This is a genomic window from Novosphingobium sp. PY1 (assembly GCF_017312445.1).
Taxonomy (GTDB): Bacteria; Pseudomonadota; Alphaproteobacteria; order Sphingomonadales; family Sphingomonadaceae; genus Novosphingobium.
Window position 1 is genome coordinate 154,963 of record NZ_BLTI01000008.1, and the last position, 21,356, is coordinate 176,318.

A 21,356-nucleotide genomic window follows, 5' to 3' on the forward strand; every position below is an offset into this window, starting at 1 on the left:
AATGCCTACCCTTCGACCTTCGAGAAATCCGCCACATTGTGCACTGCAGCACGGAAACGATCAAGCAGCGCGAGACGTGCCGTTCTCTTGCTGGGATCGGGATCGTTCACAGTCACCTCATCGAAGAATGCATCGATCGGTTGGCGCAAGGAGGCCAGCGCCGCCATGGCGCTTGCGAAGTCCTCTGCGGCAACCGCAGCCGCCGCTTTCGGCTCGGCGCTGTCGAGCGCGTCGATCAGCGCTTTTTCTGCCTTTTCAGGCGTGTAGGAAAGCCCCTTGTGCGCCGCCTGCTCGGCAAGTTCGGCCGCATAGACAGCCTGCATGTCGGGATCGTCGACATTTTCAAGCGGGTCTTCGTCGCCGGTATGCTCGATCCCGTCGTCCTGTCCGCTCCAATCCTCCTTCTTGAGGATGTTGGCCGCACGCTTGTACCCGGCGAGCAGGTTGGTGCCGTCCTCGGTCTCGACGAATGCCTGCAGGGCGTGCACGCGGGCGAGCAGGCGGACGAGATCGTCCTCGCCGCCCAGCGCAAAGACCGCGTCGATCAGGTCGTGGCGGACGCCCGCTTCCTTCTGCTGGACCTTGAGACGGTCGGCGAAGAAGTCGAGAAGATCGCCCTCGGCGACGCCAAAGCGCAGATCGTTGTCAGTGATAAGGCGGATGATGCCCAGTGCCGCACGGCGCAGGGCGAAGGGATCTTTCGAACCCGTCGGCTTCTCGTCGATCTCGAAGAAGCTGCGCAGCGTATCGAGCTTGTCGGCCAGCGCCAGCGCCACGGTCACCGGGGCAGTCGGCACGTCGTCACCGGCACCCACGGGCTTGTAGTGATCGCGGATGGCATCGGCCACGGCGTCGGGCAGCCCCTCGGCGCGGGCATAGTATCCGCCCATGAGGCCCTGAAGCTCAGGGAATTCACCGACCATTTCGGTGACGAGGTCGGCCTTGCACAGTTCGGCCGCCTGACGCGCCTGTGCAGGATCGCACCCGGGAACGATACCTTCGCTCGCCAACCATTGCGCCAGCTTGGCGACGCGCTCGACCTTGTCGGCGACAGTGCCCAGCTTCTCATGGAAGGTGATGCGTTCCAGCTTCTTCGCGTGCTGCGACAACGGCGTCTTGCGGTCCTGCTCCCAGAAGAAGCGGGCGTCGGACAGGCGCGCGGCAAGGACCTTGCGGTTGCCCGCAACGATGCCCTCACCGCCGTCGCTGGCGACGATGTTGGCCGTGCAGACGAAGGCATCGGCAAGCTGGCCGTCCTTCTCGCACACGAAGTACTTCTGGTTGACGCGCGCGGTGAGCTGGATGGTCTCGGGCGGAACCTCGAGGAAATCCTCGTCGAAACGGCCGAGCAGCGGCACCGGCCATTCGGTGAGCCCGGCATTCTCGATCACCAGGCCTTCGTCCTCGACCAGCGTCAGACCGGCAGCTTCGGCCGCTTCGCGCGCCTTGGTGCGGACGAGGTCCTGGCGTTCCTCATGGTCGACGATGACGTGGCAGGCGCGCAGCTTGTCGGCGTAGTCGTTGGCGCCGCCGATGGTGATCTCGTCAGGGTGGTGGAACCGGTGGCCCTTGGTCGTATAGGCCGAGCGGATACCGCCCACCTCGCATTCGACAAGGTCCTCTCCCAGGATCGCCACGATGCCCGAGAGCGGACGCACCCAGCGCAGGGATTCGGTCGAGATCGAGGCCGCGCCCCAGCGCTGCGACTTGGGCCAGGGGAATGCACGCACGATGGCCGGAATGGCCTCGGCCAGAACCACGCTGACCGCGCGGCCCGGCTTTTCGACGACCGCGAAGTACGTGTCCTTGCCCTTGACGTCGCGGACTTCGAGCTGGTCCCTGGTCAGCCCGGTCTTGCGCAGGAAGCCTTCCAGCGCCTGCTCGGGCGCAGTGGCGGCCGGACCCTTGGTCTCTTCACGCACCGCTTCGGTAGCAAGCGGCAGGTCGCGCGCGATCAGCGCGAGGCGGCGGGGCGTCGACCAGACGGTAACTGCGCCCACGGCAACACCGGCAGCCTGCATTTCCTTGCGGAAGAGCTTTTCGAGATCGGCCCGCGCACCTGCCTGCATGCGGGCAGGAATTTCCTCGGAGCGCAGTTCGAGAAGAAAGTCGGTCATACGGTCCACCCGGGGAACTTGGCTTCCCACTCGTCCTTGTTCTTTTCGATCCAGGCCTGGCACGAGCCCTTGGCGAGATCGCGCACGCGGCCGATATAGCTGGCGCGTTCCTGCACCGAGATGACGCCGCGCGCCTGCAACAGGTTGAACAGGTGCGAAGCCTCGATCGCCTGGTCGTAGGCCGCGAGCGGGATCTGCGCGTCGATGCAGCGCATGCATTCCGCCTCGGCCGCCTTGAAACCTGCGAACAGCGCATCGGTATCGGCGATCTCGAAGTTGTACTTCGACAGCTGCTGCTCATTGGCAAGGAAGACGTCGCCGTAGCTTACGCCCTCGTTGTTGAAGCGCAGGTCATAGACGCGGTCGACGCCCTGGATGTACATCGCAAGGCGCTCGAGGCCATAAGTCAGCTCACCGGCGACCGGCTTGCAGTCGAACCCGCCGACCTGCTGGAAATACGTGAACTGCGTCACTTCCATGCCGTCGCACCAGACTTCCCAGCCCAGGCCCCAGGCGCCCAGCGTCGGGCTTTCCCAGTCGTCCTCGACGAAACGGATGTCGTGCGCGAGCGGATCGACGCCGATTGCCGCGAGGCTGGCAAGATAGAGTTCCTGCAGGTTCTCGGGGTTCGGCTTCAGGATGACCTGATACTGATAGTAGTGCTGCAGCCGGTTCGGGTTCTCGCCATAGCGACCGTCGGTCGGGCGGCGCGAGGGCTGCACGTAGGCGGCCTTCCACGGCTCCGGCCCGAGTGCGCGCAGCGTCGTGGCAGGGTGAAAGGTGCCCGCGCCCATGCGCATGTCGTAGGGCTGGAGGATCAGGCAGCCCTGCGCGCTCCAGAAATTATGAAGCGTCAGGATCATGTCCTGGAAGCTGAGCGGCTGTTCGGCGGCGGTTGGCATGCAGATTCCGTCAATTTCTTGGCTGCGCGGCCTTTGGCGGATCGGGGATGCCAAATCAACAGGCCATGACATGCGAAATGCCGACCATGTGCATTGAAACACTGTTGAAGGAACTGGCAAGGCGGCTTGCGTTAATCGCACGTTTGTCCATTGTCGGCCACTGTCATGCCCATGATCATCAGCAGAACCAAAGCCCGGCTGGGCATTTCCGCCTGCATTCTCACACTGTTCGGCGCGACTTCGCTACTCGCGCGCGAAGCGCCGGCAACGCCTGGCGAAGGTTCTGCGAATGCCCCGGTCGCCGCCGCTGCGACGAGCCCGCAGGCCCCGGTCGCGGTGAAGCCGGTACCCGCGACGCCGGGCCTGTGGAAGATCGCGGACGATGACACGACGATCTACCTCTTCGGGACGATCCACATTCTGCCCGAGGCAACCGACTGGTACAGCGGCCCGGTCGCCAAGGCGTTCAATTCGTCCAAGCTGCTGGTGACCGAGGCGATCATCGATTCGCCCGCCGACCTGCAGAAGGAATTTCTCACCAAGGCCGTGCGCACCGACGGCAAGACGCTGCGCGAAGCCCTGCCGGAGAAAGAGCGCAGCGCCTATGAAAAGGCGATGACCGATCTTGGCGTACCGGTGAATGCCTTCGACCGCTTCGAACCCTGGTACGCCGCCCTGCTGCTCTCGTCGCTGCCGATGCAGAAGGCGGGATACAAGTCCGAAAACGGCGTCGAATCCCAGATCGAGGCGCTGGCGAAAGAGCACGGCCTTGCCCGCGAGGCGCTCGAGACGGCCGCGTATCAGATCGACCTGTTCGACAGCCTGCCTGCCGACGCGCAGGAGAACTATCTCGGCGAAGTGCTCGACCAGTTGCCGACCATGCGCGACGATTTGGCCAAGCTGATCGCGGCATGGAAGGCGGGCCGCGCCGAGGAACTGGCCGAAATCCTCAATGCGGGCGAGACCGACAGGCGCGTGCGGCAGGTCCTGCTGACCAACCGCAATGCCGCCTGGGCCAAGTGGCTCAAGGCCCGCCTCGATGAGCCGGGCACCGTCTTCGTGGCGGTCGGCGCGGGTCACCTTGCCGGAGAGGACAGCGTACAGGAACAGCTCGCCGCCCAGGGCGTCCCTTCGACCCGGCTGCAGTAAACCGCCTTGCGCCCGCTGCTTGCCCTGCTTGCGACGCTGGCGCTGCTGGCCTGTTCGCCCCAGCCACAGAAGGCCGATCCTGCCCTGTGGAAGGTCGAAGGCTCCTCGGGCGAGACGGCGTGGCTCTTCGGGACGATCCATAGCGCCGAGAGGCCGCTGGCGTGGCGCACGCCTGCGGTCGGCCGCGCGCTCGATACCGCCGACACGGTCATGGTCGAAGTCGCCAACCTTGCCGACGAAGCCGACGTTGCCGCCACTTTCGCCCGCCTTGCCAGAAGCGAAGGTCAGCCTCCGCTCTCCAGCAGGATTGCGCCCCCCCAGCGCCCTGCCCTTGCCGCCCTGCTCAAGTCCTCCGGCTACGGCGACGGCGATTTCGCGGCGATGGACACCTGGGCGGCTGCCCTTACCCTGGCGCGCAGCGGCGCGGACGACGATGCGGCGCGCAACGGGGTGGATCGCGCGGTGATCGCCGCGGCTGGGGAACGACCGGTGGTGGAGCTGGAAGGCGCGAAAGAACAGCTCGGCCTTTTCGACACCTTGCCGGAGAGCGAACAGCGCGACCTGCTCGCCGCCGTGATCAAGGAAGCCGCAAGTTCGGACACCGATCTTGCCGATAGCTGGCGTAAGGGCGACATGGCCGCAATCGAGAAGGAAACGCGAAAGGGCCTTCTTGCGGACCCGGAGCTGCGCGAAGTGCTGTTCACCGGACGCAACCGGCGCTGGACCGACCGGATCGTCGAGGCCATGAAGGCCGGGAACATGCCTTTCGTAGCGGTAGGCGCGGCCCATATGGCCGGACCGCAGGGACTGCCCGCGATGCTGGCCGCGCGCGGCTATACCGTAACCCGGGTCGAATAGCCGCCGCAAACCGCGATACGGCTTGCAAATGCGCTCCTTTACGGATAAGGGGGCCGCCCTCCTGTCATGGTCATCCCTGGAGGCGTGACGGGACGGCGCGGGTCGATGGTCGATCCGCTTGCCGCGATCTATCCAGTTTTCGAAAGGCAAGTCCTCATGAGCGATACGCTTAACCTGCCGGCCGAGACGCGTGAACGGGCTGGCAAGGGAGCCTCCCGTGCCCTGCGTCGCGATGGCCGTGTCCCTGCCGTTGTCTATGGTGGCAATGAAGAACCTCTGGCCATCCACGTCGAGGCTAAGGAGCTGGTTCGTCAGCTCGGCACAGGTCACTTCTTCAACTCGATCGTCGAAGTTGAAGTCGGCGGCAAGAAGCTGCGCACCCTGCCCAAGGACGTTGCCTTCCACCCGGTCTCCGACCGTCCGCTTCACGTTGACTTCCTGCGCCTTGCCAAGGGAGCGAGCGTCCACGTCAACGTGCCGGTTTCGTTCGTCAACGAAGAAAAGGCCCCGGGCCTCAAGCGCGGCGGCGTTCTCAATGTCGTTCGTCACGAGCTCGAGCTGGTCTGCGCCGCCGACAAGATCCCGGAAGAGATCGCGATCGACGTCACCGGCTTCGACGTAGGCGAATCGATCCACATCAGCCACGTGAAGCTCCCGGCCGGTTCGGAAAGCGCGATCACCGACCGCGACTTCACCATCGCGACGATCGTTGCGCCCTCGGCTCTGAAGAGCGAAGAAGGCGACACGACCAAGACCGAAGGCGAGGCGGAAGCCGAAGCCGAGTAATCCACGGATTACCGGGCCTCTCCCGCGCCGCGAATTCGCGATGCGCGGGAGAGGCCTTTTTCGTATCCGCCGTGCGCATTTCCGCTGTCGGGAGTTAGACGATGCAGCTTTGGGTCGGCCTCGGGAACCCCGGACCGCAATATGCCATGCAGCGGCACAACGTCGGCTTTATGGCCGTCGACACGATCGCCGACGTCCACGGCTTCGGCCCGGTCCAGAAGAAGTTCCAGGGCTGGCTGCAGGAAGGCCGCATCGGCAGCGAAAAGATCCTCCTGCTCAAGCCCGCCACCTTCATGAACGAAAGCGGCCGCTCCGTCGGCGAGGCGATGCGCTTCTACAAGCTCGACCTGTCCGACCTGACCGTCTTTCACGATGAGCTCGACATCGCACCCTTCAAGGTCAAGGTGAAGCAAGGCGGCGGCCATGCCGGGCACAACGGCCTGCGCTCCATCGCCCAGCACCTCGGCCCCGATTTTCGCCGCGTGCGCCTTGGCATCGGCCACCCCGGCCACAAGGACCGCGTCACCGGTTATGTCCTGGGCAACTACGCCAAGGCCGAGATCGACCCGCTTTCCGACATGCTGGGCGCCGTTGCCGCAGAAGCCGACCGGCTTGCCGCGGGCGACGACACGCGCTTCATGAACGATGTCGCGCTGCGCCTGCAGGACTGACCGAGCCCCCGTTAGCTTACAGAGGCATGCCCGGCGCGGACGACCTGCCCGGCCGCCTGCCCGAACAGCCACCTGCCCGAACAGCCACCTGCCCGAACAGCCACCTGCCCGAACAGCCGCGTCCCTCGCGCGGCGAACTAAACACCTGAAATCGATTGATAGTGTCGAGTTAGCTTACAGGCACGACTGCCCCTTGCGGCCATTAACTATCGAAAATCCCTGTTTTCCGTATTTGGCACGGCCATTGCTTAGTTAGGCAACAAGTCAAACTGCAATACGGGAAATCCTGACATGATCCGCAAGACCCTGCTCGCCGCAACCATCGCAGCCGGCGCCCTGCTGACCATCAGCACCCCGGCAATGGCCGGCGGTTGGAGGCACAGTCACTACTGCGGCTGCGGCCACTCCACCTGCGAATCCAGCTCTGGCGGTTCGACTTCGACCTCGGGTGGTTCCACCTCGTCGGGCGGTTCGGAAGTGCCGGAACCCGGCATGGTCGGCATCCTTGGCCTCGGCCTCATTGGCATGGCCTATGCGCGCCGCCGCCGCGTCTATCGCTAAGTCCATCCTGTCGGCGGGGAATATTCGATGCCCACAATGAAGCAGACGCTTACCGGCCTGGCAGCATTGGCCAGCCTGACACTTGCCGCACCGGCCTGGGCCGACGCGATCACACTCGATTCGAACAGCATCGGAGATTCCTTCACGGTCAACTTCGACGGCTTTTCCGGCGGCACGACAATCAACGGGCTGACATCCTCGGCGACCTTCACGCTGACCGGCATCACCTCGACCGGCTACGTCTTCGACTACAGCGTCAGCAACACGACGAGCGGAGGCCTCGATTCGCGCGTTTCGAGCTTCGCTTTCGACGTCGATCCCGGCATTGTCGATGCCAGCAGCACCGGCGCCTTCTCCTACTCGGTGCTCAGCAGCAATTACCCGAACGGGATCGGCACCGTCGACGTCTGCTTCAAGGGCAGTGACAGCAATTCTTGCGCCGGCAACTCGGGCGGCGTCCTCACCGGCGACACCGGCACCGGTTCGCTGACCCTCGGCTTCGATGCAGCCCCGGAATCGATCACGCTCTCGGACTTCTTCGCGCGCTATCAGTCGATCTCTGGCGCAGGCAACATCACGTCGGCCAGCGGTTCGGGCACCATCAGCAGCAGCTCGAGCTCCTCGGGCGGTACGCCGGTCCCCGAACCCGGCACAATCGGAATTCTCGGTCTTGGACTCGCCGGTCTTGCGTTCGCACGCAGGCGCCCGCGCCGTGGCAAAGCCCATCTCGCCACGGCCTGACAGGCAGGTCCAGCCAACCTCGGTCTAGCTCCCCGAGGTGTTCCGACAAGGCTCCTTCCGCAACCCGCGGGAGGGGCCTTGTCTGCTTTCAGCTCTTGCGAACCTGCGCCAGATGACCGGCAATGGTGGCGTTGTCCGGCGCCTTGCGGGCAGCCTGCTCGATAAGGGCCAGTCCGCGCTTGCGGTCCTTGCCCGTGCTGTGCAGCAACCATCCCGCCGTATCCATGACCGAGGCATTATCCGGTGCCAGCTTGAGCGCCCTTTCCGCGAAGGTCAGGGCTTTGGCCTCAGCGCCGACTTGGCTGTAGGCGAAGGCGAGGTTGTTGAGCACGAGAACGTTTTTACCGTCGGTCTGGCGCAGGATCGTCTCGTAATCGCCAATGGCAGTCTGCCAATCCTTGTTGCGCATTGCCCTGTCCGCCGAGGCCAGCCGCGACACAATCCGGGCCCCGGCCGCTTCGCGCGCCTTTTGCACCATGGCTGCCGCATCGGACCGACCGGCCGCCTTGTAGGCCTTGGCAAGCGATGAGAGTTCCTCGTTCGTCGCATCCGTCAGGCCGGCGAAAGGCTCGAGCGTCTCCACCGCATCGGATGCATCGCCCAGCGCAAGCTCCGCCTGGCCTAGCAGCAGGCGGACCTGCCGGTTGTCCGGCTCGCGCAGCAACTGCGACGTCAGCCGCGCCCTCGCCTGCTCGCCCTGTCCCAGTTCGAGCAGCGCCTTGGCGTAGAGCGCATTGGCCTGCGGTTGCTGCTCAAGCACGCTCTCGCGCGGCTGCAGCTTGTCCCGAACCGAACGCCACTTGCCGGCGAGCGCATCGAGCCGGGCATCGAAGTAGGCAAGGTCGAGATCGCCAGGGTTGTCGGCCAGCGCCTTGGCGACAAGCGGCCTAACCGCCTCGTTCTTGCCCAGCGCATCGAGCACCCTGATCTTGCCGAGCAGGGCCGCGCGGCTTTCGGGATAGGCCTTGAGCCCGGCTTCGAAGACGGTGAGTGCCTTGTCGAGGTTGTTGTCGGTCGCCAGCAGGTCGGCGCTGGTGAGGTAGGAATTGAGCGGGCGCGGCTTCTCCAGCGCAGCAAGAGCGGCAAGCCGCCGCGCCTCCGCCTCGTTGCCGCTGTCGAGCTGGAAGCTGGCGTAGTCGGCCAGCAGGCGCCCCTTGCTTCCCGGTGCCTTCTCTCCGGCCGCGAAAGCCTGGGCAGCCTTGGCGGTATCGCCGGCCCCGATATGCGCAAGCGCCCTCACCCTGTAGGCCTGCGCCGAACCGTCGCCGTCGACTGCGGCAAGTGCCTTGTCGTAATGGCCCAGCATCAGGTCGACATTGCCCTGCAGTACCGCTGCATCGGCGGGCAGCTTGCCCAGCCTGCCGAGACGTTCGAGCATGCTGCCGGCGGACACCGGGTCCGCCAGGTCAATGTAGGTACGTGCCAGCAATTCCAGCGCCCTGGCGTTTTCCGGCGCTTCCTGGATAACACTGGCGAGATCGACGCGCGCAGCCGAATAGTTGTGTGCGGCATAAGCCTGCTCGGCCCGGGTCAGGCGCTCTTCCGGGCTTGCACCGCAACCGGCGAGGAGGAGGGCGGCGGCCAGCGGCAGGGTCAGACGGATCGCATGTTTCATGCCCGGCAGCGATAGTCGCGGGGGGTGAAGATTAGGTGAAACTGGTCAAGACCGATCCTGACCGCTATGGGCGGCGAAATTTTCATTCGGAGTAACACATGGGTTTCCGTTGCGGGATCGTGGGCCTGCCCAATGTCGGCAAGTCGACCTTGTTCAATGCGCTCACAGAGACGCAGGCCGCTCAGGCAGCCAATTATCCCTTCTGCACCATCGAGCCCAATGTCGGCCAGGTCGGCGTGCCCGACCCGCGCCTCGACAAGCTGGCCGCGATTGCCGGTTCGGCCAAGATCATCCCGACCCAGCTTTCCTTCGTCGACATTGCCGGGCTCGTGCGCGGCGCATCCAAGGGTGAAGGCCTGGGCAACCAGTTCCTCGGCAACATCCGCGAAGTCGACGCGATCATCCATGTCCTGCGCTGCTTCGAGAACGACGACATCCAGCACGTCGACAACAAGGTCGATCCGCTGGCCGATGCCGAAACTGTCGAAACCGAACTCCTGCTTTCCGATCTCGAAAGCCTCGAGAAGCGCGTTCCTGCCGCACAAAAGCGCGCCACCGGCGGCGACAAGGAATCGAAGATTGCCGCTTCGGTTCTCGGCCAGGCGCTCGAACTGCTGCGCGAAGGCAAGCCTGCGCGCCTCACCCAGCCCAAGGACGACGAGGAAGCCCGCGTCTTCCGGCAGGCCCAGTTGCTGACCGCAAAGCCCGTCCTCTACGTCTGCAACGTCGAAGAAGAATCGGCAGCCGAAGGCAACGCGTTCTCGCAGCGCGTCTTCGAGAAAGCCGCCGCCGAGAATGCCACCGCGGTCATCGTCTCTGCCGCCATCGAGGCCGAACTCGTGGGCATGGAAGTGGACGAGCGCATGGTCTTCCTCGAGGAAATGGGCCTGCACGAAACCGGCCTCGCGCGCATCATCCGCGCCGGCTACGAACTGCTCGACCTGCTCACCTTCTTCACCGTCGGCCCCAAGGAAGCACGCGCATGGACCGTGCACAAGGGCGCCAAGGCTCCTGAGGCCGCGGGCGAGATCCACTCCGACATGCAGCGCGGCTTCATCCGCGCCGAAACCATCGCCTATGACGACTACGTCGCATGCAATGGTGAAAGCGGCGCCAAGGAATCCGGCAAACTGCGCCAGGAAGGCAAGGAATACGTCGTGCATGACGGCGACGTAATGCACTTCAAGTTCAACGTCTGAGCACGGTTCGCCCCGCAAAGGGGCACCATTGTCCATCCGGTGCGTTGCTGTTGCGAGGGCGACAGGAGCGCACCGGGAATGGTCGACAAATCTGAAAAACTCGTCTGGCTGGCAAGGCTGGGCTACTTCGCGCGGGGGCTGGTCTATGCCCTGCTCGGCTATCTCGCCATATCCTCGGCGGGCTCTTCGGCCGTGAAGCAGGGCCAGGCCGGGGCGATGGAATATATCCACGAGATCCCCGGCGGCACTGCCGTCCTGTTCATCTCCGCCCTCGGCCTTATCGGCTATGCCCTTTTCCGGCTTTCGACCGCGGTGCTCGACACCGAACGCCACGGTAGCGATGCAAAGGGCATTGCCGTGCGCGTCGGCCACATGTGCAGCTTTGCGATCTACCTCGGCTTGTCGTGGACCGCGCTCCGCTTCGCGATGGGAAGCAAGGCCCACGCGGACAGCCGCACGCAGGACATGGCCGCGACCGCCCTCACATACGACCTTGGCGGCGTGGCCCTTGGCGTGGTCGGCGTCGGCCTGGTCGCGGCGGCACTGTTCCAGGTCAAGGAAGCTATTACCCTCGGCTTCATGAAACGGGTATCGGCCCGCGCGCCGGGCTACACCTGCTGGCTGGGCCGTGCCGGCTATTTCACCCGAGGTCTCGTCTTCCTTGTCATGGGCTGGTCGCTGATCCGCTCGGGCTGGCTGGAAAGCAGCCGCGAGGCGCTATCGCTCGGCGATGCCATTACCGACCTGCGCGACATTGCGCCGCTTTACCTTGCGGTAGCCGCCGGCCTGATCCTTTTCGGCGTCTTCAGCATGATCGTCGCGCGGTACCGCATCATCCCCGACCCGGGACGCCGTTTCGAGGCAGCAAAAGCCAAGTTCACCTGAAATTCCAGACGAAACTGCACAGCCATGATCGATCCCAACAAGTCCGCCGTTCTCTATCGCATGGTGATGGAGAAGCACATCTGCCCCTTCGGGCTGAAGTCCAAGCATCTGCTCGAAAAACATGGCTATCGGATCGACGACCGATGGCTCGAGACGCGCGAGCAAACCGATGCGTTCAAGGCCCGGCATGAGGTCGAGACGACGCCGCAGACTTTTATCGCCGGGCAACGCATCGGCGGCTACCAGGAGCTGCGCAAGTTCTTCGGGGAAAAGGTCCGCGATCCCGGCGAGAAGAGCTACAAGCCGGTCATCGCGATCTTTGCCACGGCCGCCGTGCTGGCACTTGCTGCGAGCTGGGCCTCGCTCGGAACGGTCCTGGCACTCCTGCCGATGGAATGGTTCGTTTCGATCTCGATGATGCTGCTGGCCATGCTCAAGCTGCAGGATGTCGAGCAATTCTCGACGATGTTCCTGGGCTATGACCTGCTGGCGCGGCGCTGGGTACCCTATGCCTATGCCTACCCCGTGCTCGAATGGGTGGCAGGCGCACTGATGACGGCGCAGGTGCTGCCGTGGATTTCCATTCCCATCGCCCTGTTCATCGGCTCGGTTGGCGCAGCCTCGGTCTATTACGCGGTCTATGTCCAGAAGCGCGAACTCAAGTGCGCGTGCGTCGGCGGTTCGGGCAATGTCCCGCTCGGCTTCGTTTCGCTCACGGAGAACCTGTTCATGATCGGGATGGGCCTCTGGATGTTCGCAAAAGCCGTGTCTTCGGGGATCTGATCCCCGCCGCGGCGCCGGGAAAACCGCGCGGTCAGGCGCTGCAGTCGACCGTGCCGTCTGCCATGAAGGCCACCCGTTCCTGCGAATCGTGCAGGATCAGGCGGGCCGGCCAGACATTCCCGTCCGCTCCGGTTCCCGCGTCGGGCAGCCGGACGATGTCCAGCCAGCTCGACAACCCGATGTACGTCGCGCGCGCACCGCCGGGCAGTTCCGCACTCTGCGTCTTGGCCGCAAAGCGCTTGAGATCGCCCTTGATGCGCAGGAAACCGTCGACGCTGTCACCGAAGAAGATCGGATCCGGCTTGTCGTCCGCGTTGCCTGCGCTCCCGACTTTCTCAGTCTTGCGGAAGAAACAGCCCGGTCGATCGAGGCCATAGCGATCGATATCGACCGAGGTAATCGCATCGGGAACGATGGGCTTGAACGGCTCGCGGCTCATGCGCTCGACCATGGCGATGTCCTTGGCGTCCTGCGCGGCTTCCTCTTGCGGATCCTTCTCCTCGCAACCGGCGAGGAGCGAGAGGAAAACCAGAACAGCCAATGTCTTGCGCATCATTTTCGTCCGAACAGCTTCTCGATATCCTGATGAGCAAGCTTAACCCACGTAGGGCGTCCATGGTTGCATTGGCCCGAGCGCGGCGTGCGTTCCATTTCGCGCAGCAGGGCGTTCATTTCCGCGACCGTCAGCGAACGGCCCGCGCGGACCGAACCGTGGCAGGCCATCGTCGCCAGCACGAGATCGAGCTTTTCCCCCAGCAGCAGCGCATCGCCGTTCTTTGCAAGGTCGTCGGCCAGATCGCGCAGCAGGCCCTGGACGTCGGTCTTGCCAAGCACCGAGGGGACTGCGCGCACCAGCATGGCCGCAGGGCCGAATCGCTCCAGCACAAGGCCGAAGCGGGCCATGTCGTCGATCTTGTCCTCCAGCGCATCGCAGGCGACTTCTTCCAGTTCGACGACTTCGGGAAGCAACAGCGCCTGGCTGCGCACCATGGCATCCTCCGCCCCTGCCGCCTTGAGCCGCTCCAGCACCAGTCGTTCATGCGCGGCGTGCTGGTCGACGATGACCAGCCCGTCTTGCGCCTCGGCCACGATGTAGGTCCCGGCGACCTGTCCGCGTGCCACGCCGAGTGGATAGTGCAGCGCCTCGTCGGGCTCATCGCCGACCTGCTCGGCGCGGGCGGCAGGCGGTGCCATGACCTCGGCCTCGTAGGATTTCCAGGCCGTGCCCGCCTCGGACAGGCGCGATCCGGAAAAGCCGGTGCGCGGCGCGGAATATTGCCGGGCAAAGAGCGAGCCGAGAGCGGGAGCCGGCTCCGGAACTGCGGGTGCGGTCGGCTCGACCTGCCAATTGCCCATTGCCGATGCCGATGGCGGCTGCGCGCTCTTTTGTCCCGCCCCCTCAAGCGCATGGCGCAGGGCCCCGACGAGGAAACCGCGCACGAAGGCGGGATCGCGAAAGCGCACTTCGGTCTTGGCGGGATGGACGTTGACGTCGACCTCCTCGGGCGGAATCTCGAGGAACAGGGCGAGCACCGCGTGACGGTCGCGCGCCAGCATGTCCGAATAGGCGCCGCGTACCGCGCCGACCAGCAGGCGGTCCTTCACCGGCCTGCCATTGACGAAAAGGTACTGGTGATCGGCAACGCCGCGATTAAAGGTGGGCAGCCCGGCGACCCCGGTAAGCCTGGCGGTTCCGCGCTCGGCCTCGATCACCACGCCGTCATCGGCCAGTTCACGGGCGACCAGGCGGGCGACGCGCGAAGCCAGTTCCTCGCGAGGCTGCCCCGCGACCACGCGCCTGCCGTCATGCTCCATCACGAAGCCGACATCTGGCCGGGCCATCGCCAGGCGGCGCACGACGTCCTGGCAGGCGGCATATTCCGAACGCGGAGTGCGCAGGAACTTGCGGCGCGCGGGAACCTTGCCGAAGAGGTTTTCCACCCTGATCCGGGTTCCGGGCGGCAGCGCGGCCGGACCGTCGGCGGCGACTTCGCCGTGATCGACGATTCGCTTCCAGCCCTCGGCGGCGTCGCGCGGGCGACTCTCTATCGTCAATCGGGCCACCGACCCGATCGAGGGAAGCGCCTCGCCGCGAAATCCCAGAGTCGAAACCTGCTCGATATGCTCGTCCGGCAATTTCGAGGTCGCGTGGCGTTCGAGCGCCAGGGCGATTTCGTCGGGCCGCATCCCGCACCCGTCATCGGTGACTTCGATCATGTCGAGCCCGCCCGACGCGATCCGCACGGTCACCTGGCTGGAGCCGGCATCTATAGCGTTTTCAACGAGTTCCTTGAGCGCAGAGGCCGGTCGTTCGACAACTTCACCCGCCGCAATCCGGTTGACGAGATGTTCGGGCAGGCGGCGAATTGTGGGCATGGGCCATTTCTAGCGGTGAAACGCTGTCAATTCGAGACGGACGCCCAAAGAATCCCACTACAATTCGACACAAAATTTTGGCGTTTCCCGAATCGATGGGTTAAGGGACCACCTTCCATGCCAACAAGCCTGTCATCCGATCCCAGCAGTGATCGACAAATGACTGGAAAAACGACGGATAACTGATGGCCTCGCCCTTCTCGCGATTCTTCAAACTCGGCTCCCAGAATATGGCGATCGACCTCGGGACCGCCAATACGCTCGTCTACGTACAGGACCGTGGAATCGTGCTGAACGAACCGTCGGTCGTGGCCATCGAGACGCTCAACGGCGTCAAGAAGGTCAAGGCCGTGGGCGATGACGCCAAGATGATGATGGGCAAGACTCCCGACAACATCGAGGCCATCCGTCCCTTGCGCGACGGCGTCATCGCCGACATCGAAATCGCGGAAGAGATGATCAAGCACTTCATCCGCAAGGTGCATGGCAAGAAGAACCTGTTCCGCTATCCGGAAATCGTGATCTGCGTTCCCTCGGGCTCGACCTCGGTCGAACGCCGCGCGATTCGCGACGCGGCCTCGAATGCCGGCGCCAGCCAGGTCTACCTGATTCTCGAGCCGATGGCCGCAGCCATCGGCGCCGACATGCCGGTGACCGAGCCGGTCGGCTCGATGGTCGTCGACATTGGCGGCGGCACCACCGAAGTCGCCGTCCTTTCGCTGCGCGGCCTCGCCTACACCACTTCGGTGCGCGTCGGCGGCGACAAGATGGACGAATCGATCGTCTCCTATGTGCGTCGTCACCATAACCTGCTGATCGGCGACGCCACGGCAGAGCGCATCAAGAAGGATTACGGCATCGCCATCACGCCCGAAGACGGCATCGGCGAAACCATCCACATCAAGGGCCGCGACCTCGTCAACGGCGTGCCCAAGGAAATCACGATCAGCCAGGCCAACGTGGCCGAAGCGCTGGCCGAACCGATCGGTGCAATCATCGAGGGCGTGCGCATCGCGCTTGAGAATACCGCCCCCGAACTGGCAGCCGACATCGTCGACCAGGGCATCGTCCTGACCGGCGGCGGCGCGCTGATCCAGGGACTCGACGACTACCTTCGCGAGGAAACCGGCCTGCCTGTCAGCGTCGCCGAGGATCCGCTGTCCTGCGTCGCACTCGGCACCGGCCGCGCGATGGAAGACCCGATCTACCGCGGCGTACTGATGTCCGCCTGATCTGTCGCAAGCGGGCGGCCCCGGCGCACGATGCGGGGCCGTTCGATGAAGGAGTGCAAGGCGCATGGCGCCGCCAGCAAACCGGCGCTCCGGCTTTTCCCGCAGAGCGCAATACTCGACGTTCCTCAGCTACATCGCAGGTGCGATCGGCGCCGTGGTGGGATTGGGACTCGTCGTCATCTCCATCGCCAATCCCGGCGCTTTCTCGGGCCTGCGCGGCGCGGCTGCAGACGTCACCGAACCGGCGGCGAAGGCAACGGCTGCGGGACGCACGGTATCGAAGACCGTCTTCAGCGATATTGCCGGCTTCTTCAAGTTCGGCAGTGAGCACGCTCGTCTCGAACGCGAGCTGGCCGAGGCCAAGGTGCGCCTTGTCGAGGCCGATGCCATCCGCGCCGAGAACAGGCGCCTCAAGCAGCTGCTGGACCTGACGCGATCGGACGAAGGCGCGGTCGCCACCGCGCGCCTGACCAGTTCGACCAGCGGCAGCACGCGGCGCTATGCCACGCTCGATGCCGGACGCGACAAGGGCCTGACCAAGGGCATGCCGATCCGCTCGAAGCTGGGCCTCGTCGGGCGCATCCTCGAAGTCGGCGCTTCGACCTCGCGGGTCCTGCTCATCACCGATACCGAGAGCCTCGTGCCGGTCCGCCGCTCTACCGACGGCGTTCCCGCCTTTGCGCAGGGCAACGGCGACGGCACCTTGCGCATCCGCCTGATCAACCTTGGCATCAACCCGCTCAAGAAGGGCGATGTCATGGTAACCTCGGGCTCGGGAGGCCTCTATCGTCCCGGAACGCCGATGGCGATCCTGACAGAGATCGTGCGCGACGGTGCGGTCGCGCGCGTACTCAGCAATCCGTCGGACACGGACTACGTCATGGTCGAGAAGGTCTGGACGCCCAAGCCTCCGCCCCCGGCCCGGGAAAACAGCGAGACGTTCGCCGAATGATGGGACCGCGACGCAGCGCTGCGACCGGTCCGCGTATCAATCGCGCTCCTTCGCCCCTGGTGGCGCTGACCCTGCCCTGGATCTCGATCATGCTGGCATCGCTGGTGCCGGGCTGGGCGATGATCGCCTCGGCGCCGGTACTGCCACCGCTCGGCTTCCTGTTCTTCATTTCCTGGCAGCAGCTGCGACCCGGCCTGCTCCCGATCTGGGCCGGCCTGCCGCTCGGCCTGTTCGACGACCTGTTCTCGGGCCAGCCCTTCGGCTCGGCCGTACTGCTCTGGTCGCTTTCGGCCATCGTCCTCGAAGTGATCGAAACCCGGTTGCCCTGGCGCAATTTTGTGACCGAGTGGCTGGTAGCGATCGGGCTGATCGTCGCCTATATCGTACTCAGCCTCGCCCTCGTGAACATCGCCGGCGCCGCTGCCCCGATTCATGTTATTGTGCCGCAGATCGTGATTTCAGTGCTCTCATACCCGCTCGTCGGACTTATCGTTGCGAAGATCGACCGGATCCGGCTTACGCCGTTGATGGTCCTCAAATGAAGTTCAAATTCAAGTTCAACTTCAAGCGCCATGTCAGCATGGCCACCTTGCGCAACAGCTTCGACCGCCGCACCGTGGTTCTCGGCACTGTGCAGGGCGGCATCGGCGTGTTGCTGGCCGCGCGCATGAGCTATCTCGCGGTAGCGCAGAACGAGAAGTACAAGCTCGAAGCTGAGAGCAATCGCGTAAACCTGTCGCTGATCCCGCCGCGGCGCGGCTGGATCCTCGATCGCCGTGGCACCCCGCTTGCCTCGAACCGCGCTGACTTTCGCGTCGACGTCATTCCCGAGCGCATGCAGGACAGCGCACGCACCATCGCACAGCTGGGCAAGTTGCTAGAACTGTCGCCCGTCGACATGCAGGATCTCGAGGACAAGCTCGACAAGGCGCGCGGCTTCGCGCCGGTCGAAGTCGCCTCGAACCTCGACTGGGAGCGCTTCGCCGCGGTCAGCGTCAGGCTGCCCGACCTGCCCGGCGTCGTCACCCAGCGCGGCTACTCGCGCGACTATCCCACCGGGCCTTCGGTGGGCCACCTGATCGGCTACGTCGGCGCGGCCTCGGCCGAGGAGTACGAGAAGGACCACGATCCCATCCTGATCACGCCAGGCTACAAGGTGGGCAAGGACGGGCTGGAAAAGATCTTCGAGCACGAACTGCGCGGCAAGCCCGGGGCTCGCCGAGTTGAAGTGACGGCCTCGGGGCGCATCGTGCGCGATCTCGACACGCGCGAGGACGTGCCCGGCAAGACCATCAAGCTGACCATAGACAGCGGCTTGCAGGACTACGCGGCGCGGCGCATCGGCGTGGAATCGGGCGCCGTCGTGGTGATGGACTGCCATTCGGGCGACATCCTGGCGATGGCATCGATGCCCAGCTTCGACCCGAACAGCTTCTCGGACGGCATCGGCCGCCTCGAATGGAAAATGCTGGCGGACGACGACCATGTGCCGCTGCGCAACAAGGTCCTGCGCGGGCTTTACCCACCGGGATCGACGGTCAAGCCGATGGTGGCGCTCTCCTTCATGGAAGCCGGGCTCGACCCCGACGAGAGCGTCTTCTGCGGCGGCGGCCTCAGGGTGGGCAATCGCGTGTTCCACTGCTGGAACCGGCGCGGCCACGGCCAGGTCAACATGGCCAAGGGCATCTACCAGAGCTGCGACGTCTATTTCTATCACTTCGCCCAGCGCATCGGCATGGATCCAATCGCTGCGATGGCCCGCAGGCTGGGCCTGGGCCAGGAATTCGACCTTCCGGTGGTGGGCCAGTCCTACGGCACCGTCCCGGATCCGGCCTGGAAGCTGAAGAAGTACGGGAAGGAATGGCAGACCTTCGACACGGTCAATGCCACGATCGGTCAGGGCTACTTCCTCGTAAACCCTTTGCAGCAGGCGGTCATGGCCTCGCGCATCGCCAGCGGCAAGGTTCTCATGCCGCGGCTGTTATACGGCCATGAAACGGATCGCATTCCATCGCTGGGCATTTCGCAGGAGCATCTCGACTACGTGCACCAGGCCATGTCGGACGTCGTCAATGGCCCGGGCACCGCGCACCGTGCCGCCCTGCCCTTCGATGACATCAAGATTGCCGGCAAGACGGGCACTGCACAAGTCGTCGGCCTCAACATCAGCAGCGGCAAGAGCGGCCCGTGGAAGTATCGCGACCATGGCCATTTCATCTGCTTCGCACCCTTCGACAATCCGCGCTACGCCTGCGCGGTCGTCATCGAACACGGCGGCGGTTCGAGCGCGGCCTATCCCGTCGCGCGTGACGTCATGACCTACTTGTGGGATCCAGAGCTCGCGCTCGAGAAGCTGCACGCATTCGAGAAGGAATGGGGCGGGACCGCCAAGGAGCGGCTCGATGCGCGCTACCAGTCCTACGTCTCCCAGTACGGCGTGACGGCACCGAAGGTGTCGACCGAAGAAGAGAGCCGCAGGGTGCGCGAATCGGAAGAAGACCAGAGCGAAAGCCAGCCCATCGTTCGCGAGGCGCAGTCGCCGCGTCCTGAACCGATAGCAACCGGCAGCGCCGAGGCCGGTGCAGCCGAGAATCCGAACCCGCGCACGAATTCCAGTAACCGCACGAATTCCAGCGACCGCACGAATACGAACGGGGGGACGCAATGAACCGTTCCGTCGTTCCCGACGCGGTTGCGCGCCAGCCCTGGCAGATGCTCATCCCGCTCTTCGGCCTGGTATGCCTGGGCGGCGCCGTACTCTATTCCGCGGCCGGCGGGCACCTTCAGCCCTATGCGCTGAGCCACGTGATCCGGTTCCTCGTGTTCCTGGTCATGGCGATCGTGATTTCGCGCTTCAGCCGAAACCTGTTCCGACAGGCGGCCTATCCGATCTACGGCGGCATCATCGTGCTGCTGGTGCTGGTCGAGACGATCGGGGCCATGGGCGGCGGCAGCCAGCGTTGGCTGAACCTCGGCTTCATGACGCTGCAACCATCCGAGCTGATGAAGCCCGCGATCGTGCTTGTCCTCGCCAAGTTCTACGAAGCGCTTCCTGCCTCGATGATAGGAAGCTGGCGCGGCCTCGTGCCTGCGGGGGTGTTGATCGGCATTCCTGCCTTTCTGGTGATCCTGCAGCCCGACCTGGGCACCGCACTGGCAATCTGCTTTGGCGGAGCGATCATCATGTTCCTGGCCGGCCTGCCCCTCTGGTGGTTCATCAGTGCGGGCGTGGGCGTCCTGATCACGATCCCGATCGCCTTCTTCACGCTGCTCCATGATTATCAGCGCAACCGCGTCCTCACCTTCCTCAATCCCGAGGAAGATCCGCTGGGGACGGGCTATCACATCACCCAGTCCAAGATCGCCATCGGATCGGGCGGCATCTTCGGCAAGGGCTTCGGCAACGGTTCGCAAAGCCACCTGCAGTACCTGCCCGAGCCCCATACCGACTTCGTCTTCGCCACCATGGCCGAGGAATGGGGCATGATCGGCGGCTTCTTCGTGATCGCCGTCTTCGGCATCGTGCTGTTCTGGAGCCTGTCGGTCGCGCGCAGGTCGCCCGACCGCTTCGCCAGCCTGCTGGCCGCAGGCATGACGGCCACCGTGTTCTTCTACGTTGCGATCAACCTGATGATGGTGATGGGGCTCGCCCCGGTCGTTGGCATTCCGCTGCCCTTCATGAGCCATGGCGGCACGTCGATGCTGACGAACATGATCTGCATCGGCTCGATAATGGCGGTAAACCGCTGGAATCAGAAGCCGGGATCTTTCTCCTGAAATTGTTGAAAGTTTCCTCTTCTAATCCGCGAAACAGACGTTATACGGACCGCTCCGCCGCCGAATCGGCGGGGCCGCAAGGCCCTCAAGGCAGGTAGCGTGGACGCATAGCTCAGTTGGTAGAGCAGCTGACTCTTAATCAGCGGGTCCTAGGTTCGAGCCCTAGTGCGTCCACCAAGCCTTCCTTGCCGCGACGGGTCTTCGGGCCCATCCGTGTGGACGCATAGCTCAGTTGGTAGAGCAGCTGACTCTTAATCAGCGGGTCCTAGGTTCGAGCCCTAGTGCGTCCACCACCCCTCTTCTTCGAAATCACGCGCAGCCATCCCGCCAGAAGACTTCGCCAGCCTATCGCTTGCTGACGGTCAGAGTGCTGCCAAGCACCGATTCCACCTGGGCATTGCCGGCAAGCGCCGAGCGCGTTTCAGGCAGGCCGAAGCTCGCCGCCAATTCCTCGATCACGCGGGCCTTGATCGGCTTGCGGAACTCCACGCCGATCCGGTCTTCGCGCAGCCAGCGCACGGAACCTTCGACATTGCGCAAATTCGCGAAGCGCAAGGAAACATGCTGGCCCTGGGCGAAGCGATCCGCATTGCCGATCACGCAGCAGCCGCCTTCCGAAATGTCGCCCAACTCGACATCGAAGACCTGCCAGCTGGACTGGCGGCAACGGCCATGCAGCAGAACGGTCAACCGCCGGTTGAGGCGATCGCAGTCAGCAATCTCTTTCATCAAAGCCCCTATTTGCGCCCGGA

20 protein-coding genes and 2 tRNA genes are annotated in these 21,356 nt (G+C 64.4%); 16 read left to right on the top strand and 6 right to left on the bottom strand.

Translation table 11 applies throughout. From position 1 onward, the window contains the following. Window positions 1-5 precede the first annotated feature (5 nt). Window positions 6-2,117, bottom strand: coding sequence for a glycine--tRNA ligase subunit beta (gene glyS, locus J3474_RS12120; protein ID WP_207094385.1), 2,112 nt, complete (start codon window positions 2,115-2,117; stop codon window positions 6-8). Beyond that, window positions 2,114-3,019 (bottom strand): glycine--tRNA ligase subunit alpha, encoded by a 906-nt coding sequence (locus tag J3474_RS12125; RefSeq protein WP_007015300.1) that lies wholly within the window; start codon window positions 3,017-3,019, stop codon window positions 2,114-2,116. The genes glyS and J3474_RS12125 overlap by 4 nt, the downstream gene beginning before the upstream one ends. A gap of 171 nt (window positions 3,020-3,190) precedes the next feature. Between J3474_RS12125 and J3474_RS12130 the strand changes: the two genes are divergently transcribed. The 6 genes from J3474_RS12130 to J3474_RS12155 all read left to right on the top strand — a co-directional run bounded on the left by J3474_RS12130 (window position 3,191) and on the right by J3474_RS12155 (window position 7,785). Next, window positions 3,191-4,168 carry a TraB/GumN family protein gene (locus J3474_RS12130; RefSeq protein ID WP_207094386.1) on the top strand — a complete coding sequence of 326 codons (978 nt, stop codon included), beginning with the start codon at window positions 3,191-3,193 and terminating at the stop codon, window positions 4,166-4,168. A 6-nt stretch (window positions 4,169-4,174) separates the two neighbouring features. Next, window positions 4,175-5,026 carry a TraB/GumN family protein gene (locus J3474_RS12135; protein WP_013833592.1) on the top strand — a complete coding sequence of 284 codons (852 nt, stop codon included), beginning with the start codon at window positions 4,175-4,177 and terminating at the stop codon, window positions 5,024-5,026. Window positions 5,027-5,182: 156 nt separating this feature from the next. Then, window positions 5,183-5,812 (top strand): 50S ribosomal protein L25/general stress protein Ctc, encoded by a 630-nt coding sequence (locus tag J3474_RS12140; protein ID WP_038576904.1) that lies wholly within the window; start codon window positions 5,183-5,185, stop codon window positions 5,810-5,812. 101 nt (window positions 5,813-5,913) lie between these two features. Then, window positions 5,914-6,483, top strand: a complete 570-nt coding sequence (gene pth / locus J3474_RS12145; protein ID WP_013833591.1) for an aminoacyl-tRNA hydrolase — start codon at window positions 5,914-5,916, stop codon at window positions 6,481-6,483. Between the two features lie 291 nt (window positions 6,484-6,774). After that, window positions 6,775-7,044: a PEP-CTERM sorting domain-containing protein gene (locus tag J3474_RS12150; RefSeq protein WP_007015303.1), complete on the top strand. Its 270-nt coding sequence runs from the start codon at window positions 6,775-6,777 to the stop codon at window positions 7,042-7,044. Between the two features lie 27 nt (window positions 7,045-7,071). Next, on the top strand, window positions 7,072-7,785 hold the full coding sequence (locus J3474_RS12155; protein ID WP_242528381.1) for a cistern family PEP-CTERM protein: 714 nt from the start codon (window positions 7,072-7,074) through the stop codon (window positions 7,783-7,785). An 88-nt stretch (window positions 7,786-7,873) separates the two neighbouring features. On the opposite strand, the gene J3474_RS12160 is transcribed toward J3474_RS12155, so the two are convergent. Next, on the bottom strand, window positions 7,874-9,400 hold the full coding sequence (locus J3474_RS12160) for a tetratricopeptide repeat protein (protein ID WP_207094387.1): 1,527 nt from the start codon (window positions 9,398-9,400) through the stop codon (window positions 7,874-7,876). 98 nt (window positions 9,401-9,498) lie between these two features. Between J3474_RS12160 and ychF the strand changes: the two genes are divergently transcribed. The 3 genes from ychF (at window position 9,499) to J3474_RS12175 (ending at window position 12,267) form a co-directional block, all read left to right on the top strand. Further along, on the top strand, window positions 9,499-10,599 hold the full coding sequence (gene ychF / locus J3474_RS12165) for a redox-regulated ATPase YchF (protein WP_007015306.1): 1,101 nt from the start codon (window positions 9,499-9,501) through the stop codon (window positions 10,597-10,599). A gap of 78 nt (window positions 10,600-10,677) precedes the next feature. Beyond that, window positions 10,678-11,484: a DUF1206 domain-containing protein gene (locus J3474_RS12170; RefSeq protein ID WP_207094388.1), complete on the top strand. Its 807-nt coding sequence runs from the start codon at window positions 10,678-10,680 to the stop codon at window positions 11,482-11,484. A gap of 24 nt (window positions 11,485-11,508) precedes the next feature. Beyond that, window positions 11,509-12,267: a MauE/DoxX family redox-associated membrane protein gene (locus J3474_RS12175; RefSeq protein WP_207094389.1), complete on the top strand. Its 759-nt coding sequence runs from the start codon at window positions 11,509-11,511 to the stop codon at window positions 12,265-12,267. A gap of 31 nt (window positions 12,268-12,298) precedes the next feature. Here J3474_RS12175 and J3474_RS12180 read toward each other — a convergent pair whose 3' ends face one another. Both J3474_RS12180 and mutL read right to left on the bottom strand, forming a co-directional pair. Beyond that, a complete protein-coding gene (locus J3474_RS12180) occupies window positions 12,299-12,823 on the bottom strand; it encodes a hypothetical protein (protein WP_207094390.1) in 525 nt (174 codons plus the stop codon). After that, a complete protein-coding gene (mutL, locus tag J3474_RS12185) occupies window positions 12,820-14,643 on the bottom strand; it encodes a DNA mismatch repair endonuclease MutL (protein ID WP_207094391.1) in 1,824 nt (607 codons plus the stop codon). The genes J3474_RS12180 and mutL overlap by 4 nt, the downstream gene beginning before the upstream one ends. Window positions 14,644-14,828: 185 nt before the next feature. Between mutL and J3474_RS12190 the strand changes: the two genes are divergently transcribed. The 7 genes from J3474_RS12190 (at window position 14,829) to J3474_RS12220 (ending at window position 20,897) form a co-directional block, all read left to right on the top strand. After that, on the top strand, window positions 14,829-15,875 hold the full coding sequence (locus J3474_RS12190) for a rod shape-determining protein (RefSeq protein ID WP_007015312.1): 1,047 nt from the start codon (window positions 14,829-14,831) through the stop codon (window positions 15,873-15,875). A 64-nt stretch (window positions 15,876-15,939) separates the two neighbouring features. Continuing rightward, entirely contained in the window at window positions 15,940-16,827 is an 888-nt protein-coding gene (mreC, locus tag J3474_RS12195; RefSeq protein WP_007015313.1) for a rod shape-determining protein MreC, read from the top strand. Then, on the top strand, window positions 16,827-17,369 hold the full coding sequence (locus tag J3474_RS12200; protein ID WP_013833585.1) for a hypothetical protein: 543 nt from the start codon (window positions 16,827-16,829) through the stop codon (window positions 17,367-17,369). The genes mreC and J3474_RS12200 overlap by 1 nt, the downstream gene beginning before the upstream one ends. Next, the gene (gene mrdA, locus J3474_RS12205) at window positions 17,366-19,495 is read left to right on the top strand and encodes a penicillin-binding protein 2 (RefSeq protein WP_207094392.1); all 2,130 of its coding nucleotides are present in this window, start codon (window positions 17,366-17,368) and stop codon (window positions 19,493-19,495) included. The genes J3474_RS12200 and mrdA overlap by 4 nt, the downstream gene beginning before the upstream one ends. Continuing rightward, entirely contained in the window at window positions 19,492-20,604 is a 1,113-nt protein-coding gene (rodA, locus tag J3474_RS12210) for a rod shape-determining protein RodA (protein ID WP_013833583.1), read from the top strand. The genes mrdA and rodA overlap by 4 nt, the downstream gene beginning before the upstream one ends. Before the next feature lie 101 nt (window positions 20,605-20,705). Beyond that, a tRNA-Lys gene (locus J3474_RS12215) sits at window positions 20,706-20,781 on the top strand. Window positions 20,782-20,821: 40 nt separating this feature from the next. Further along, window positions 20,822-20,897 (top strand) — tRNA-Lys (locus tag J3474_RS12220). A 52-nt stretch (window positions 20,898-20,949) separates the two neighbouring features. Here the strand turns inward: J3474_RS12220 and J3474_RS12225 are convergent. Beyond that, entirely contained in the window at window positions 20,950-21,333 is a 384-nt protein-coding gene (locus tag J3474_RS12225) for a PilZ domain-containing protein (protein ID WP_207094393.1), read from the bottom strand. Window positions 21,334-21,356: the final 23 nt, after the last annotated feature.

Bases quoted from the DNA above. Each gene is read 5' to 3' on its own strand.
- glyS (WP_207094385.1), bottom strand. From the start codon at position 2,117: ATGACCGACTTTCTTCTCGAACTGCGCTCCGAGGAAATTCCTGCCCGC.
- J3474_RS12125 (WP_007015300.1), bottom strand. From the start codon at position 3,019: ATGCCAACCGCCGCCGAACAGCCGCTCAGCTTCCAGGACATGATCCTG.
- J3474_RS12130 (WP_207094386.1), top strand. From the start codon at position 3,191: ATGATCATCAGCAGAACCAAAGCCCGGCTGGGCATTTCCGCCTGCATT.
- J3474_RS12140 (WP_038576904.1), top strand. From the start codon at position 5,183: ATGAGCGATACGCTTAACCTGCCGGCCGAGACGCGTGAACGGGCTGGC.
- pth (WP_013833591.1), top strand. From the start codon at position 5,914: ATGCAGCTTTGGGTCGGCCTCGGGAACCCCGGACCGCAATATGCCATG.
- J3474_RS12150 (WP_007015303.1), top strand. From the start codon at position 6,775: ATGATCCGCAAGACCCTGCTCGCCGCAACCATCGCAGCCGGCGCCCTG.
- J3474_RS12155 (WP_242528381.1), top strand. From the start codon at position 7,072: ATGCCCACAATGAAGCAGACGCTTACCGGCCTGGCAGCATTGGCCAGC.
- J3474_RS12160 (WP_207094387.1), bottom strand. From the start codon at position 9,400: ATGAAACATGCGATCCGTCTGACCCTGCCGCTGGCCGCCGCCCTCCTC.
- ychF (WP_007015306.1), top strand. From the start codon at position 9,499: ATGGGTTTCCGTTGCGGGATCGTGGGCCTGCCCAATGTCGGCAAGTCG.
- J3474_RS12170 (WP_207094388.1), top strand. From the start codon at position 10,678: ATGGTCGACAAATCTGAAAAACTCGTCTGGCTGGCAAGGCTGGGCTAC.
- J3474_RS12175 (WP_207094389.1), top strand. From the start codon at position 11,509: ATGATCGATCCCAACAAGTCCGCCGTTCTCTATCGCATGGTGATGGAG.
- J3474_RS12180 (WP_207094390.1), bottom strand. From the start codon at position 12,823: ATGATGCGCAAGACATTGGCTGTTCTGGTTTTCCTCTCGCTCCTCGCC.
- mutL (WP_207094391.1), bottom strand. From the start codon at position 14,643: ATGCCCACAATTCGCCGCCTGCCCGAACATCTCGTCAACCGGATTGCG.
- J3474_RS12190 (WP_007015312.1), top strand. From the start codon at position 14,829: ATGGCCTCGCCCTTCTCGCGATTCTTCAAACTCGGCTCCCAGAATATG.
- mreC (WP_007015313.1), top strand. From the start codon at position 15,940: ATGGCGCCGCCAGCAAACCGGCGCTCCGGCTTTTCCCGCAGAGCGCAA.
- J3474_RS12200 (WP_013833585.1), top strand. From the start codon at position 16,827: ATGGGACCGCGACGCAGCGCTGCGACCGGTCCGCGTATCAATCGCGCT.
- mrdA (WP_207094392.1), top strand. From the start codon at position 17,366: ATGAAGTTCAAATTCAAGTTCAACTTCAAGCGCCATGTCAGCATGGCC.
- rodA (WP_013833583.1), top strand. From the start codon at position 19,492: ATGAACCGTTCCGTCGTTCCCGACGCGGTTGCGCGCCAGCCCTGGCAG.
- J3474_RS12225 (WP_207094393.1), bottom strand. From the start codon at position 21,333: ATGAAAGAGATTGCTGACTGCGATCGCCTCAACCGGCGGTTGACCGTT.